Annotated in this window: 15 protein-coding genes; 9 read left to right on the top strand and 6 right to left on the bottom strand. The window is 41.1% G+C overall.

The features are described 5' to 3' along the window. Positions 1–120: 120 nt before the first annotated feature. Entirely contained in the window at positions 121–315 is a 195-nt protein-coding gene (locus FTU06_RS16710; RefSeq protein ID WP_257234206.1) for a very short patch repair endonuclease, read from the bottom strand. 379 nt (positions 316–694) lie between these two features. Here FTU06_RS16710 and FTU06_RS00330 point away from each other — a divergent pair, with 379 nt between their 5' ends. The 5 genes from FTU06_RS00330 to FTU06_RS00310 all read left to right on the top strand — a co-directional run bounded on the left by FTU06_RS00330 (position 695) and on the right by FTU06_RS00310 (position 6,036). Beyond that, complete coding sequence (locus FTU06_RS00330; protein WP_180144247.1) at positions 695–2,284, top strand: peptide chain release factor 3; 1,590 nt, start codon at positions 695–697, stop codon at positions 2,282–2,284. Between the two features lie 106 nt (positions 2,285–2,390). Then, positions 2,391–3,218, top strand: coding sequence for a hypothetical protein (locus tag FTU06_RS00325; protein ID WP_180144244.1), 828 nt, complete (start codon positions 2,391–2,393; stop codon positions 3,216–3,218). Positions 3,219–3,292: 74 nt separating this feature from the next. Next, positions 3,293–4,249, top strand: coding sequence for an RsiV family protein (locus FTU06_RS00320; RefSeq protein ID WP_180144241.1), 957 nt, complete (start codon positions 3,293–3,295; stop codon positions 4,247–4,249). An 8-nt stretch (positions 4,250–4,257) separates the two neighbouring features. Next, positions 4,258–5,079 (top strand): TatD family hydrolase, encoded by an 822-nt coding sequence (locus tag FTU06_RS00315; protein WP_180144238.1) that lies wholly within the window; start codon positions 4,258–4,260, stop codon positions 5,077–5,079. 150 nt (positions 5,080–5,229) lie between these two features. Then, on the top strand, positions 5,230–6,036 hold the full coding sequence (locus tag FTU06_RS00310; protein ID WP_078189642.1) for an enoyl-ACP reductase: 807 nt from the start codon (positions 5,230–5,232) through the stop codon (positions 6,034–6,036). A 149-nt stretch (positions 6,037–6,185) separates the two neighbouring features. Here FTU06_RS00310 and secB read toward each other — a convergent pair whose 3' ends face one another. From secB to rsgA, 4 genes are all read right to left on the bottom strand, one after another. Continuing rightward, positions 6,186–6,641 (bottom strand): protein-export chaperone SecB, encoded by a 456-nt coding sequence (gene secB / locus FTU06_RS00305; protein WP_078189641.1) that lies wholly within the window; start codon positions 6,639–6,641, stop codon positions 6,186–6,188. A 40-nt stretch (positions 6,642–6,681) separates the two neighbouring features. Continuing rightward, complete coding sequence (gene grxC, locus FTU06_RS00300) at positions 6,682–6,936, bottom strand: glutaredoxin 3 (protein WP_078189640.1); 255 nt, start codon at positions 6,934–6,936, stop codon at positions 6,682–6,684. A gap of 20 nt (positions 6,937–6,956) precedes the next feature. Further along, a complete protein-coding gene (locus FTU06_RS00295; RefSeq protein ID WP_078189639.1) occupies positions 6,957–7,364 on the bottom strand; it encodes a rhodanese-like domain-containing protein in 408 nt (135 codons plus the stop codon). A 93-nt stretch (positions 7,365–7,457) separates the two neighbouring features. Then, the gene (gene rsgA / locus FTU06_RS00290; protein WP_180144235.1) at positions 7,458–8,516 is read right to left on the bottom strand and encodes a ribosome small subunit-dependent GTPase A; all 1,059 of its coding nucleotides are present in this window, start codon (positions 8,514–8,516) and stop codon (positions 7,458–7,460) included. 125 nt (positions 8,517–8,641) lie between these two features. Here rsgA and orn point away from each other — a divergent pair, with 125 nt between their 5' ends. Next, positions 8,642–9,199 (top strand): oligoribonuclease, encoded by a 558-nt coding sequence (gene orn, locus FTU06_RS00285; RefSeq protein WP_067763591.1) that lies wholly within the window; start codon positions 8,642–8,644, stop codon positions 9,197–9,199. Between the two features lie 55 nt (positions 9,200–9,254). Here orn and FTU06_RS00280 read toward each other — a convergent pair whose 3' ends face one another. After that, positions 9,255–9,695: a GNAT family N-acetyltransferase gene (locus FTU06_RS00280; protein ID WP_180144232.1), complete on the bottom strand. Its 441-nt coding sequence runs from the start codon at positions 9,693–9,695 to the stop codon at positions 9,255–9,257. Between the two features lie 199 nt (positions 9,696–9,894). On the opposite strand from FTU06_RS00280, the gene FTU06_RS00275 reads away from it, so the two are divergent. From FTU06_RS00275 to FTU06_RS00265, 3 genes are all read left to right on the top strand, one after another. Further along, on the top strand, positions 9,895–10,665 hold the full coding sequence (locus FTU06_RS00275; protein WP_180004537.1) for a ThiF family adenylyltransferase: 771 nt from the start codon (positions 9,895–9,897) through the stop codon (positions 10,663–10,665). Positions 10,666–10,779: 114 nt separating this feature from the next. After that, positions 10,780–12,594, top strand: coding sequence for a tetratricopeptide repeat protein (locus FTU06_RS00270; RefSeq protein WP_180144229.1), 1,815 nt, complete (start codon positions 10,780–10,782; stop codon positions 12,592–12,594). A 236-nt stretch (positions 12,595–12,830) separates the two neighbouring features. Further along, complete coding sequence (locus FTU06_RS00265) at positions 12,831–16,247, top strand: type VI secretion system Vgr family protein (protein WP_180144227.1); 3,417 nt, start codon at positions 12,831–12,833, stop codon at positions 16,245–16,247. Positions 16,248–16,286 lie beyond the last annotated feature (39 nt).

Raw genomic sequence — 16,286 nt, 5'->3', positions numbered from 1 at the left:
TTGTGCATTCCCACCATATGCATATTCTCCAATCAAGTTTTTTGAGCTTAAGAATATTACTTATATCTCTATTAAGATTTCCTAAAATTTTCTTTCTCCAGAAAAAACATTAGTTTTAGGTCATCTGAAGTGTTTACAGTTATGGAAATGCCAAAAGCAACCTTGAACAAAAATAACAACTTTGTATTTAGGCAAAACTAGATCGGGGCAGCCAGGTAGGTTTTTATCATATAGGCGATATCTGAATCCTAAGTGATGAAGTTTCTTCCTGATTTTTAGCTCGGGTTTAGTATTTTTTGATTTGATTGATGCCATGATTTTGGAGCGGATTTTACTTACTTTGTGTGGTAACTCAGTGTCTGTTGATTTCATGATAATAGTCTAGTTTAAAGTGAAGCTTGTATATATTAGGCCTCCTAATTTGTGACATTCATACATAATTCATGTATGGGATATGAGTATATAAAAGCATCTCTAATGTGCAGTTAAAAGATTAAGGAGTCAATTCCCTCTACAGAAAGACATTAAGTGATCACTTAGTTTTGACTTCAATGACTAGTTTTTTAATGATAAACGTCTCAGTACAATAACTGTAAATCTGCTACAATTGCGCCAATTTTAAGTTATCACTTCACTGGCTTGATACACATTTACAAGTGTGTACAAAACTGTGTACATATTGAAGATTTTTTCTATGTTTAAAGAACAATTAGCTAGAGAAGTCGCGGTTCGCAGGACTTTCGCTATTATTTCCCACCCCGATGCCGGTAAAACCACAATGACAGAAAAACTGTTGTTATGGGGACAGGCGATTCAGGTTGCAGGTATGGTAAAAAGCCGTAAATCTGATCGTGCGGCAACGTCTGACTGGATGGAAATGGAAAAAGAACGTGGGATTTCGATCACCACTTCGGTTATGCAGTTCCCGTTTAAAGACAAGATGATTAACTTGCTCGACACCCCAGGGCATGAAGACTTTTCTGAAGATACCTACCGTACATTAACTGCCGTTGACTCTGCACTTATGGTGATTGATGGTGCAAAAGGTGTCGAAGATCGTACGATCAAGTTGATGGAAGTGTGTCGTATGCGCGACACGCCGATTATTTCATTCGTCAACAAAATGGACCGTGAAATTCGTGAGCCATTAGAATTGCTTGATGAAATCGAAAACGTTTTAAAAATTAAATGTGTTCCGATTACTTGGCCACTGGGCACAGGTCGTGACTTTGCCGGTGTATTTAACCTACTCGAAGAAAAATTCTACGTTTATAAGGCAGGTTTCGGTTCAACCATTACGGATATTGAAGTCCGTGATGGCTATGACTATGCAGATTTGCGTGAAAAAGTCGGTGATCTCGCTTGGGCTGCATTTGAAGAATCATTGGAATTGGTTCAAATGGCCAATGAACCTTTAGACCGTGATGAATTTTTGGCAGGCCGTCAAACGCCAGTCTTGTTTGGTACGGCACTCGGTAACTTTGGTGTGGACCATGTTTTGGATGCATTTAGTCAATATGCGCCTGAACCTAAAGCACATCCAACTCAAGACCGTAAAGTTGAAGCGACTGAAGAAGGCTTCACTGGTTTCGTCTTTAAAATTCAAGCCAATATGGATCCAAAACACCGTGACCGTATTGCATTCATGCGTATCTGTTCTGGTAAGTATGAAAAAGGCTTAAAAATGAAACATGTGCGTCTAGGTAAAGATGTGCGTATTAGTGATGCTTTAACGTTCCTTGCTGGTGACCGTCAGCACCTTGAAGAAGCATGGCCGGGCGACATTATCGGTTTGCATAACCATGGTACGATTCAAATCGGTGATACTTTCACTTCGGGTGAAGATTTACACTTTACCGGTATTCCTCACTTCGCCCCTGAAATGTTCCGTCGCGTGCGTTTAAAAGATCCTTTGAAGTCAAAACAGCTACAAAAAGGCTTAAAAGAACTTTCAGAAGAAGGTGCGACTCAGGTCTTTATGCCGCAAAACAGTAACGACTTAATCGTGGGTGCTGTGGGTGTGCTTCAGTTTGAAGTCGTGGCTTATCGCCTGAAAGAAGAATACAAAGTTGATTGTATTTACGAGCCTGTAAGTATCAATACCGTACGTTGGGTATCTTGTGATGACGAGAAAAAATTCAACGAATTTAAGAAAAAAGCACATGACCAATTGTCTGTCGATGGCGGTGGTCATTTAACTTATCTTGCACCAAGTCGTGTGAATTTACAGTTAATGCAAGAACGTTATCCGGATATCGTGTTCCGTAATACACGTGAACACTAAGTTGTTCTTTTACAGAAATAAAACAGCTTCTTCGTGAAGCTGTTTTATTTTGTGGTAGAGTTTTTAAATCCATACATTACGCAATCATTTGGTCGTTTAGGACATCATGAAAATATTCAAGGATGCTACAGTTTTTGCACTTTTGGGGAGTGTTTTGCTGCTCAGTGCATGTGATTCAGGAAAAGAAAACAAAGCGACAAAGCCGGCCGATGATGGCGCTTCTGAAGCGGCCGTGATCAATCCAGATGTTTTGCCTTATTTAAATATCCAAGAGCAAGCCGCTAAAATTGCCAAACCGTTTTGTGAAAATAAAAGTTGTATTGATTTAGAGATACAAACCATTCAGACCGTAGATACGTGGTTGAATAGCTGGATTGAAAAGAATCAGGCCAGCGTCGTACAAGATCAGATTGCACTAAAGCAGAATATGAATCTCCAACAAGCTGTCGATGCGTATGTGAAAAAATCAGATGCTTGGCAGGCCGAGTTTAAAACCAATAAAGCCTATGAATTGGCGATGTACACACGAGTTCCATATCAACGGAATCAATATGTGCTGCTGCAAATCGGTGTCGATACCAAACAGGAAAATATCACGGTCAAAGAGCGCTATTATTTTTTTGTGGCAGACCGTCGTGCGAAAAAAAATCTCAAACCCTTAGATATTATTGATGCAAAGCAGCAGCAAAATATGGATGCCATTGTGCAGCAAGCCTATGGCAAATGGTTAGATGAACAAGATGTGGATGTCAAAAAATCGGCACCGAAAAAGCTCTATTGGGGCCAAGCAGATTGGTTCTTTGATCAAGAAGGCGTCGGTTTGCATTATCGTACAGATGAAATTGTCAAAGATGGTAAACAACTGGATATTTATCTCAGCAAAGCGCAAACACAACAAGTATTGAAAGCTGACGTTTATCAGCATATGTTCTAATCAACGAAAGTATTTAATTTGATAAGATATTTACCAAAATAAATATCAATTATTCGAAATGAAAGGTTGAAGCAATGGTGCAAAAAAATAAAATTTGGGCAAGCTCAATATTGGCAGTTTCTGTTGCATTCACGGCGTGTCAGCCACAACAAGCTGAACCTGAAAAAAAGCCGGATCAAGCCAAAACTGAACAGCCAGATTTGAGTGCAAAACTGATTGGTGATGCGGAAAAATTACAACTGAATTTACCTGAATGTGATGGCGGGGTCTGTCCTGAAATTTCAGTTGAACGCTTAAACAGTAATCAAGCCTTTATTGATGAATTTATTGATGCGGAAATTCTAAAACAGTTAGGCGAAATTTTATCTGTTTCGCCTTTAGAAGATAAGACGCTGAGCACTGATGCTCCCGCTGCAAGTGAAGTTCCTGCAGCGTCTGAAGCAAAATCTGCTTTGGCAAAGGTTGAAACGCCCAAATTAAAATTGGAAAAAGCCACGCAGCCTTATATGCAAGCGTTCTTAAAGTTAGATAAAGAATTGAAATCTTTAAGTGCCAATCAGCAAATCAGTTTGATGATTAAACCTAAAATATTGAATGCTGAAAAACCCTTGGCAACAGTGGTTTTAAATACCAGTTCATATTTAGGTGGAGCGCATGGTTCTTCTGCACAGCAATATTATAACTTCGATTTAAGCACTCAAAAATTGGTACAGCTCAATGACATATTGCTGTCCAATCAACGTACTAAACTTGAAAAGCTGGGCTATGAAGTCTTTAAAACTTGGGTGAAAGATGCCAAGTTGGCGGACAATGTTCAAGAATATGAACAGATTTGGAAATTTAAACTGTCTGATAACTTTTATCTAAGTCAGCAAGGTCTAATTTTGCAATATGCCGAATATGAAATTGGGCCATATGTGGCGGGTTTACCACGTTTGACCATTCCGTATGATCAATTGCAAAGTATCTTGAAAAAGCAATATCTACCTCCAGTTGAAGCTGCTGAAGCCTCAGCCGCAAAAGCAAATTAATCAGTTCAATGACTTACTCACTGTTTGATACGCATACGCATTTTGATGTTCCCGATTTTGACGCTGATCGGGAACAGTTGGCGTATGCTGCCAAACAAGCGGGTGTCGATGCTTTGGTATTAATTGGTTTTGTACAGTCACGTTTTCACGATTTGCTGCAAACCCAAGAGTTTTTAGCTCGTTTATCCAATGCTCCCAAAAGCTATTTAGCCCCCGGCTTACATCCGTTTTATATTGAGCAACATCGTACAGAACATTTGTTCGATGTGGAACAGCTGCTAAAGCAGCATGATTGTATTGCTGTAGGTGAAATAGGTTTAGATACCTTTTTGAAACAGTATAAGCAGCCTGAACTTTTTCAAAAGCAGCAGCAGTATTTTTCCGCACAACTTGATTTAGCACAGCAGTTTGATAAACCCATTTTGCTGCATATTCGCAAATCCCATACGGAGGTGCTTTCGATGCTAAAGCAGCATCAATTTAAACTCGGTGGTATCGCACATGCATTTAGTGGTGGTGTTGAAGAAGCGAAGGCATTTACCAAACTAGGTTTTAAAATTGGTGTAACAGGGCAAATCACCAATCCCAATGCAAAAAAATTACATCAAGTGGTTCAGACTTTGGGTGCAGCGCATTTGGTCTTAGAAACTGACTGTCCAGATATGACACCCTTATGTTGTCAGCATTCGACGGAAGGGCGTACCCGTAATACGCCAGTCAATTTGACCTATGTATTGCAGGGGCTAGCTCAGAGCTTAAACCGTACTGAGTCTGAGATTGCAGATATATTATGGAAAAATTCATTACAGGCATTGCATCTGGACGCTTAAGCGGCAACAAATATGACGCCGCTTGATTGAATCTAGTTTCATTCGCATCGTGCATGCAATGATGGTTTTCTAAAAAAAGGCGCATTATGCAATTTCTAAAATGCTTTAGACTTGGCATTATGCTGTTAAATTATTTTGAGTGAGTTTCACATGGCACAAGGACTATTGGCTGGCAAACGCTTTTTAATCGCGGGTATTGCAAGTAAGTTATCAATCGCATTTGGTATTGCGCAAGCTTTACATCGCGAAGGTGCAGAACTGGCTTTTACATATCCAAATGAAAAATTAAAAAAACGTGTAGATGATTTTGCTGAACAATTTGGTTCAACTTTAGTTTTCCCATGTGATGTCGCAGTGGACGCTGAAATTGATACCGCTTTTGCTGAACTTGCTAAACATTGGGATGGTCTAGACGGTGTTGTGCATTCAATTGGTTTTGCACCGGCACATACTTTAGATGGCGATTTCACTGATATTACCGACCGTGAAGGTTTTAAAATTGCTCACGACATCAGCGCATATAGCTTTATTGCGATGGCTCGTGCGGCAAAACCTTTATTGGCAGCACGTCAAGGTTGCTTATTGACGCTGACTTACCAAGGTTCTGAACGCGTAATGCCAAACTATAACGTTATGGGCATGGCAAAAGCGTCACTAGAAGCAGGCGTACGTTATTTGGCAACAAGTCTTGGTGCTGAAGGTATTCGTGTAAATGCGATTTCAGCAGGTCCGATTCGTACCTTAGCGGCTTCAGGGATTAAATCTTTCCGTAAAATGTTAGACCTAAATGAAAAAGTCGCACCACTTAAACGCAATGTAACTATTGAAGATGTCGGTAATGCAGCATTGTTCCTTTGCTCGCCTTGGGCAAATGGTATTACAGGTGAAATTTTGTATGTTGATGCTGGCTTTAATACTGTAGGTATGAGCGCTGATCTAATGGCAGATGCTGAGTAATTTGCTCCTCCCTTTTTAAAAGGGAGGGTGGGAGGGATTTTGTTAAGTAGAAGTAAATCCCCCTCATTCCCCCTTTAGTAAAGGGGGAAGCTAAAAGGCAATAAAAAAGACCGCTAAAAGCGGTCTTTTTTATATCTGAGATCAAGTAATTAAGCTTGGCCTTCAGCAGCAGTTTGCGCACGTTGCAAATTCGCTTCGAATTCAGCATCGAAGTTAATTGGTGTAAGCAATAATTGTGGGAAGCTGCCTTTAGTAACCATATCGTTCACTGCTTCACGTAGGAATGGGAACAAGATATTTGGGCAGTAAGCACCAAGAATGTACGGAAGACGTTCTTCTTCAACGCTATCGATCAGGAAGATACCTGCTTGAGTAACGTCAACGATAAATGCAGTGTCACCCGCATTGTTCGCTTGAACGACAACTTTCAGTGAAACTTCGAAGTGTGTTGGATCAACTTTTTCTGCAGAAGAAGAAAGGTTGATATTTAGTTCAGGCTGCCATTCTTTAGTAAATACTTGAGCCCCAGGTACTTCGAAAGAAATATCTTTAGTATAAATACGCTCTAATGCCAATTGTGGTTGAGCTTGTTGTTCTTCACTCATTGTTTATTCCTTAATATGAGGTGACGATTTATGTTTAAAATTAAGATAGCATGCCGTCGAGTTTGCCTTCACGCTCTAAAGCATAAAGTTGGTCAAAACCGCCAATAAACTGATCATTAATAAAAATTTGAGGAACGGTACGGTGGTTGGTGCGTTGCATCAATTCAACACGTACTTCAGGCGCTTCATTTGATAAATTAATTTCTTTATAAGCCACGCCTTTACGCTCTAGGAGCTGTTTTGCACGAATGCAGTAAGGACATACAGTTGTTGAATAAATCGTAACTTCAGCCATGTTAATCTCCTAAGAAGCGCTTATTTGCTTTTAACTAGAGGTAAGCCTTGAGCTTTCCAGTTGCTAATGCCGCCGTCTAAACGGTATGCATCTGCATGACCGACTTGTTGCAATGCAGAACCTGCCACTTGACCAAGGTTACATACAAAAACCAACGGACGATCAGAAGTTTTTAACTCTTCAATGTGTTTTGTAATTTGGCTATATGGAATATTACGGCTACCGCTAATATGACCTTCGCGGAAGTCTTTCGCATCACGTAAGTCAATCAATTGAGCATTTTTAGCTTTAACTAAAATCCCTAAAGATTGAGGTGAAATTTTGCGACCATTACGCTGGCCTTCAAGAATAAAGAACAGCACGACCAATACAGCCAGCGTTCCAAATAAGAAGGGGTGATTCCCCATAAATTCGAACCAACGTTCCACAATTCACCTAACTACAATTTTAAATTGCCAAGAGTATAGCCCATAAATATGGTGATCAAAATCACCCCTTCAAGGGCATGAACAGAATAAAAATTAATTTTTTTGCTGCGCTTCCGTGATTTCATCGATCAGACGTAAATAACTGTCTAATCGGCGCGGCAAAATTTCGCCATTTTGAGCAGCTATTCTAAGCGCACATTGCTTTTCATGTTTATGCGTACAGTTACGGAACTGACAATAACCCAAATGTGATTCGATCTCAGGGAAACCTTGCTGAACTTTTTCCAATTCTAGGTGCCATAAACCAAATTCACGGATTCCTGGTGAATCAATCAATGCAGAACCTTCACCAAACGCAATTAAGCGCGTAGAGGTGGTGGTGTGCTGACCGAGCGCGGAGTTTTCCGAAATAATATTGGTTTTTTGCGCAGCATCTGGAACAATGGCATTAATTAAAGTGCTCTTACCAACCCCAGACTGACCTACAAATGCGACAGTTTCACCAGAAAGTCGAGCAGAAAGTGTGCTTAAGTCACCATCGGATTGGGTTTGCATGACCTCATAGCCCAAGTCACGATATTCTTGTAATAGTGTTAAAATCGGATCATTGTCTTTAAGCAAATCTGATTTATTTAAGACCAATAATGCTGGAATATCGGCATCTGCACAGGCAACCAAATAGCGATCAATCAGGCCTGGCGCTGGCTCAGGAAGCGGTGCAAATACAATCACAATCAGGCTGACATTGGCTGCGACAGGTTTCACTTTGTGATAACGGTCAGGGCGTGTCAGTAAAGATTGGCGTGGATGAATCGCGGTAATAATCCCTAAACCCGTGATCGGGTCAGCTTGCCATTTGACACGGTCACCCGTCACCAATAATTCGAGATTGGTACGGGTATGGCAGCGCCAAACACTGCCTAATTCGATGGGTTTCCAATGTGGTTCAGGTTCACCTGCTTGCACAATGGGTTTTTCAGGATGTTGGTCGGGTGTAGACAGCGCTTGAACTTCAAGTTGACGACCATAATGTTGGACGACCAAGCCTTCCAAATCTGCAGAAGTATCGATTTCTTCCTGACGAGATTTATGTTGCTTCTGAATGCGACGTTGCTGCTGTTCAGTCAGTCGGCGCTTACGAATTAAAGCCATTCATATCCTAAAAAACCGTGAAAACTAGATGGCAAAAATAGCATGAAAGCAGGGTCTATTTACAGCGCAAGCCCAATAAATTTGCTACTATGTTCATTTTTACAGCCTAATAAGATTGCACATTTATGAGCAGCACACCTGATACACGCCTGATTTGGATTGACCTTGAAATGACAGGTCTAGATACAGATAACGACCAGATTATTGAAGTTGCAACAATTGTGACGGATGATAATTTAAATATTCTGGCGGAAGGGCCTGTGCTTGCGGTACATCAGTCTGACCGTGTGCTCAATGCAATGGATGAATGGAATACTCGCCAACATGGTCAATCAGGCCTAATCGAACGTGTACGTCGTAGTAAATTGACAGCACAAGATGCTGAACAGCAAACTTTAGAATTTTTGAAAAAATGGGTGAATCCAAAATCATCACCAATGTGTGGTAACTCAATTTGCCAAGATCGTCGTTTCTTGCATCGTTTAATGCCTGAAATGGAACAATACTTCCACTACCGTAATCTCGATGTATCATCAGTGAAAGAATTGGCGAAACGCTGGCGCCCAGAGATTATGGGTGGCTTGAAGAAAAATGCCTCACATTTAGCGATGGATGATATCCGAGACTCGATTGCAGAGCTCAAATACTACCGTGAATATTTCTTTATTATGAATAAAGACTAAGGTTGTGAGATCGAAAAAGAGGCGAAAGCCTCTTTTTTTATCCGAGACATTTTCTCTATCGTTGATAGACGTTGGCTTGATGAATCTCGAGAAAACTGGCAGGCTGAGCCAAATCAGTAAAGCCAAATTGGCGATATAAATCATGTGCATCTGCCGTTGCAAGCAACATGCGTCTTAGATCTGCGGAGCCACATTTTTCAAATAAAGTACTCACAATTAATTTTGAATAGCCTTTGCCTCGATGCGCATCGGCGACATAAATATCGGCTAAATAAGCAAAAGTTGCATAATCCGTAATGGCACGACCAAAACCGATGAGTTCTTCATCGAGAAGTAAGGCCACGGCCAAAGAGTTTTCAATCGCTTTTTTCACCACATGTTTTGGAATATCTTTTGACCAATAGGTATGGCTTAAAAAGCGATGCACGGTGTCTAAATCCATTTCATTTTTGTCATCGGTGATTTTTAAATTATTTGGCAGAGGATGGATGTCCATGGCAATACACACTTGAGCTTTTGATCTATGGTTATATTCTTAAAGCAGATCTCCGTTCGCTGTAAATGTTTATTTTGATGGATTTAGACTTGATGCGGATTCAGCTCTATTGCTGATGTACCCTGAATTGCGTTTTATCAAAGAAAAAAAGCAGTGAATTTGCTAAAATGGCGGCTGATTTAACACTGCCTCCAAACCTATGACTGAACTGCTCCAAGATGATGAATATGACCGCCGTTTTGCTGGCGTAGCCAAAATATATAGTGATGAAAGTTTTCATCATTATGAAAAAAGTCATGTCATGGTGATTGGGATCGGTGGTGTAGGCTCATGGGCGGTCGAAGCTTTAGCGCGTACAGGTATTGGTGAGCTAACCTTGGTCGATATGGATGTGGTTGCTGCATCGAATATTAATCGACAATTGCCAGCCATGAGCACGACACTGGGACATGAAAAAATTGAAGTGATGGCAGAGCGCTGCCGTGCGATCAATCCTCGAATCAAAATAAATTTGATTGATGATTATCTCACACCCGAAAATGTCAAAGAAATTTTGGCAGGTGCTCCTGACCTGATTTTAGATTGTATTGATGATGTGAAGGCCAAATTTGCCTTAATGCTACATTGCCGTTTTAATAAAATTCCGTTGATCGTTTCAGGTGGGGCTGGGGGCAAACTTGATCCGCTGAAAATCCGAGTCGCAGATTTATCAAGAACAGAGCAAGACCCGATGTTAGCTAAATTGCGGACACAATTACGCGGCAAAGGCATTTGTAAAAAGCCGAAAGAAAAGTTTGGGATTACCTGTGTTTATTCGATTGATAATCCATTTTCCAGTGCTGATGTTTGTCCAAGTGCGGGCTTACGTTGTGGTGGATATGGTTCAGCAGTAGTGGTGACGTCCAGCTTTGCGATGGTGGCTGTGTCAGAGGTGCTCAAAAAACTTGATGCAAAACGAGCAAAAGCATGACAGCTATCTCATTTTGAAAAAAAAAAGCACCGAATTCGGTGCTTTTTTTGTATATAGAATTAAAATCAGACACAATGTTGGAATAATTAAAATATTGATTTTTTTGGGGCGAGTATGTGGTTTTTACTGATACTAATTTTGGGGATGGGAGCACTTGCGTTTTGGATGTGGAAAAGACCCGATCCAGTGAAACGCGATCAGGCTAAAGCGGTTGGGCATGACTTGTGGATAGACCAATTAGATGCGCAGCTGAAATTCGCAGAACGTTTAATGCTTGATGCACCAACCGACTATGCGCGTGCCTATGAGTTGTATCAAAATTTGGCCAAACAGCATGAAATTCCACAGGCCTATGTCGCTATGGGACAGATGCATTTACAAGGCTTAGGCAGAGAAGTCAGTGTGGAAAATGCGCTGGCTCTATTGGCAAAAGCCAATAGTTTAGGCAGCGATGATGCTGCATATGTGTTGGGACAAGTTGAAGAAGGTATCTATGGCGGTGTACCCAATCTTGAAAAAGCGCAGTATTGGTATCGACATGCGATTTCACGCGGTCATTTGGATGCGCAATATCGACTCGCCGAATTAAACCCAGAAGATCAGACACATGCCGAGCAGCAACATTTAGATTTGTTGCAAAAAAATGCGGACAATGGACATGCCAATTCACAGTATCAATTGGCACAGTTCTATTTAAACCAAGCCACGCCAAATATTGCTTTGGGATTGGAATATTTACTGAAAGCTGCCCAACAAGACCATATGGCGGCTATTCAGCAATTGCAGCAATTCTATGCACAAGGAAAGTATCTTGCGCAAAATGATGAAAAGTCATTGCAATATTTAAAGCGAGGATTGCTACTCGGGCACCAGCAGCAGTTGTATGAATATTATCAAGCAGTATTGATGGGTAAAATCGACGTCGATCAGCGTCAGCGGGTTTATCATGATCTTTTGCAGCAGGCCAAAGAGCACAAAGTTGCTGCAGCCAGCCGATTATTAGGCATTGCACATTTTCATGGTTGGTACTTGGAGAAGCAGGAAACTTTAGGTTTTCGCTTTCTGACCGAAGCTGCTCAACTTAAAGATGCTGATGCAATTAGTCTTATTGCAGCGCTGTATTTTGAAAAGTATTTGGTTAGTGATGATCCGCAAAAAGCATTTGAGTTATATCAAACAGCGTATCAATTCAAACCATTATTCATTAACCAAGTCGGTTTGGCACTATGCTACCTACATGGGGTCGGTGTTGAGCGAAATATCAAGCAAGCACAGCAACTTTTAAATGAAGCTGCTAGGCATTTAAATGATATGTCCATTACTTGTGTCGCCGATCAGAATTATGTGATTGGACGTTTTTATGCATTGCCAGAATATCCTTTACCACATCGTGATCAGTGTCTGAGTTATCTGGAAAAAGCCGCAGAACAAGGTTCGCAGGATGCTGCTTGGTATCTCTACCGTTTAGCCGTGGACAATATCTTGCCTGATCTACAGTTTGATGAAGCTCAAAGCCAGCGGGCATTGTTGAAAGCGGCAAAATTAGGTCATCCTGATGCACTCACGCAACTAGGTCTAGTTAATTTAAAAGGACAATGGGGAACACAAGATTTCCAACAAGCATTGCAGTATTTCTCGCAAGCGGCAGCATTGGGTAATGTGACTGCCTTGTACCAACTTGGTGAAATGTCAGAACATGGTTTAGGTGTACAGCAAGATTTAACCCAAGCGCATAGCTATTATGCACAAGCGGCTCAGGGGATGAGTGCTGCGGCGTTAACGCGATTGGGCTATTTATATATTCATGGCATGGGCGTAGAGCGTGATCTTAAAATTGCACAGCAATATTTGGAAAAAGCGGCCTTGCAAGGCTATGTCGAAGCACAAGAACAATTGGAGAATATTCACGCATTTTTAAATACCAATTAATATTGATGCAAGGCAGTAAGGTGGTATGAAGAGACCTGAAGTTTAGTTTGATGGTCTCTATATTTTTTTAATGCAGAAATAAATAGAGTAAAAATAACATAAAGAATTAATGTGGAAATTTGAATTTTTACTTACATAAAACCCAACAAAGCAGGCAGTTTATGCCTAGAAAAATATGAGTTTTTTTGATTAAATACCCCGCATATTTTATAAAAATCTGATTTTAGATAATAACGATGCTGAACAATATATATTCTGCAATTGAAAAATTGGGCATTAGTCCACAAAAACGTGCTTTGCACATTCAATTTTCCAATACCACGCTGAATGAACAAGTATTCTTGCAACGTATTGATGGGGAACATGCCTTAAGTGAAGGTTTGAATGTTCAGCTCATCTGTCTCTCAACTTCTGCCACGCTCGAACTGAAACAATTTATTGGCACGCAAGTCGCAATCGATCAGGTGACCGATGCGGGGCAACTTTTTCGTATTACCGGGATCATTACAGAAGCATTTCAAGGCCAAAGTGATGGTGCATTAACGCTATATAAGTTGACCTTAGAAGATGCAACGGCACTATGGCATAAGCGTCGTAATAGCCGCGTGTTTATGAATAAATCGGTCAAAGATGTGGTCGAGATTATTTTTAAGGAATGGCAAAAAAAGAGCCCACTTTTTGCAGCGAGCTTAAGTTTGGACTTAAGTGGCTTAAAAAAAGAGTATGACGTTCGACCATTCATGATGCAAAGTAATGAAACCGACTATGATTTTATTACCCGCTTACTACGCAGTGAAGGCATTCATTGGTTGGTCGATGAAGCTCAATCTTTTGTAACATCGTCTGCGACACCCATAGCAGCTCAAAAGCTACGTTTGATTGATGAAAATAGCCAATATCAAGCTTTGGAGCGACGTAATATCCGTTTTCATCGCAGTAGTGCAACTGAAAAAAATGACAGTATGACCAGTTTTATCGGTCAGCGCAGTCTGCAACCGACGTCGGTACATGTGCAACGATGGCAAGCGGATGTGCTTGAACAGGACGAGGGTGGTGGTGCAGTACAAAGCAAGCATCTACATAGTCAAAATCAAGATAATGCGAGCTTAAGCTTAGAGCAGGCATGGCATGTGAGCCCTGCATGGATGCAAGATCTGAATGGTGAAGATGCTGCAACTGCCTCTAATAGTGCTCAAGTTGAACGTCTCAATCAAAATTTTAGTGATTATTATGCGGCTCAAGCCAAACAATTTATTGCTAAAAGTACCGTGCGTGATACACAAGTTGGTTATTGGTTCAAATTGGATGAGCATCCAGAGATTGACCAACATCGTGGTGCCGATCAAGAATTTTTGATTTTATCTAAGTCTTTTTATAACCAAAATAATTTACCCAAAGACTTAACCGATCAAGTTACACAGTTAATCCATCAAAGTCAGTGGCAAGTCAAACAAAGCGATGCGGATGAACGCCAAGCCAATACCTTGGCTTTGCAACGTCGAAATATTACGACCGTTCCTGAATTTAATCCACTTACACATCGACCAGTAACACATCCGCAGCGTGCTAAAGTTGTGGGGCCTGCCGGTGAAGAAATCCATGTTGATGAATGGGGGCGGATAAAAGTCCGTTTTCTGTTTACCCGTTCTGATGATCATAGCCATGATGGTGGTGCAGGTGCGAACAATAATGACACAGACTCGGCTTGGGTTGATGTGCTGACGCCTTGGGCCGGCGAAGGTTATGGCGCACGCTTCTTACCTCGAATTGGTGAAATAGTCGTCGTTGATTTCTTTGATGGCAATATTGACCGACCTTTTGTCGTGGGGCGTATTCATGAAGCGCAGCGTAGTCCCACTAAATTTGACAATAAAGGACAATTACCCGATACCAAAAAACTCGCGGGAATTCGTTCCAAAGAAGTGGCGGGAGAGGGTTTTGGTCAATTACGCTTTGATGACACCACGGGGCAAATTAGTACCCAGCTGCAAAGTAGTCATGGTGCGAGCCAACTGAACCTCGGTAAGCTCAGTCATCCAAAAGATAAAGCAGAAAGTGAAGATCGGGGTGAAGGTTTTGAGCTGCGGACCGATCAATGGGGGGCAGTACGAGCTGGACAAGGTTTATTGGTGTCGACTTATAAACAGGAAAAGGCCAATGGTGAACATTTAGATGCAGAGATTGCAAGAACACAGCTGGAGACGAGTCATAGTAATAGTAAGTCTTTAAGTGATATTGCAAAACAACAAAAAACAGATGAAATTGAATCTGTTGAACAGCTAAAAGCTTTTGCCAGTGAAATAGAAAAAGATATCGCTAAATTTAAAAAAGCCATTCTTTTACTTAACTCAGTGGATGGTATTGCACTTAGTACACCAGAGGATATTCATTTATCTGCAACAGGCATGATCAACCAAATTGCCGGTGATAGCATTAACCTGAGTACGCAAAAAAATATTGTGGGACAAGCTTTAGGTAAGGTTAGCTTATTTGCAGCTCAAGGTGGCATTAAAGCAATAGCAGCGCAAAGTAAAGTCGAAATTCAGGCACAGTCTGATGCTTTGGATATTTTGGCAAAAAAAGGAATTACGATTTCTTCTACTGAGGACAAAATAGAGATTAGCAGTCCTAAAGAGATTGTGATCACAGGAGCTACTTCCCAAATTACTTTAAATGGCTCGGGAATTTTTGCTAAGACAGGCGGTAAATTTGAAGTAAATGCAGGGCAGCATCTATTTAAACCAGCATCGAGTGCTAGCAAGTCTGCACAACTTCCTGCTTCTAATCCGATGAAAGGGGCTTTAGAACTGCTTAAGAGCTATGGTGGTCAAGATTTCTTTAGCGGAACTGGATTTAAAGTGATTGATGCTTTGGGCAAGCAAGTTACAGGAAAATTAGACGGCAATGGCTTTGCTCAAGTAACGGGTATTGCACCAGGACCGGCTAAAGTTGAGTTTGACAAAGATCCTCGAAGTGCTTGGGATTCAGCGAGTCATTTTAAGCGTGACTATCAATGGGCAGAAAACGTTGTACCGGGAGCTTCAGACTTGATTCAGAATGCACTCGGGTCGTTGGGGCAAAATTTAACTTCACAGCTTAAAGATAACTTATTCAATTTAAATGCAGATTCTTTAAAAAATATAGGAAAAAATGCATTAAAAGATGTTGGTGGACAAGCGTTAAATCAATTTAAAGACCAAGTCAGCAACTCTGCACTATCTGCAATTTCATCGAAACTCAACTTTGGGCTTTCTGCTTCACAAATGGCAAGTTTGGGTCAGGGGGCACAAGGCTTATCCAGCGTATTAGGTGGAAGTGGAATGAGTAACGGCATCGTTTCTGGGTCAACTGCTGCCGCAGTTCAGAACTCTCAAGCAACCATTGATAAGGACATTGTGGGCCGTAAAATTTCTTATTCCACACGCGCATTGACCTATACAGAAACCATTCGAGAAGGCTCTGCAACGCCCGCGAATGTGACAGCTGCACCAGTCGCGGTGCCTAAAGTGCCTGAAATAAAAGTAGCAGAAGCGGCACCAGCACAAGCGATACCAGTCCTTGCTAGTGACGATGATTGGGTAGATAGGAAGCAATATTCAAGCCCTTATCTCACTTATATCGAAACTACACGACCGAAAAAGAACAATGGTTAGCGTTTGCTAAAGCTAGCGTCAAACACAGTTTTAAATATT

The sequence above is a fragment of the Acinetobacter sp. YH12052 genome (genome assembly GCF_013419835.1).
Taxonomy (GTDB): Bacteria; Pseudomonadota; Gammaproteobacteria; order Pseudomonadales; family Moraxellaceae; genus Acinetobacter; species Acinetobacter amyesii.
This window is presented reverse-complemented; position numbering and strand designations above follow the sequence as displayed.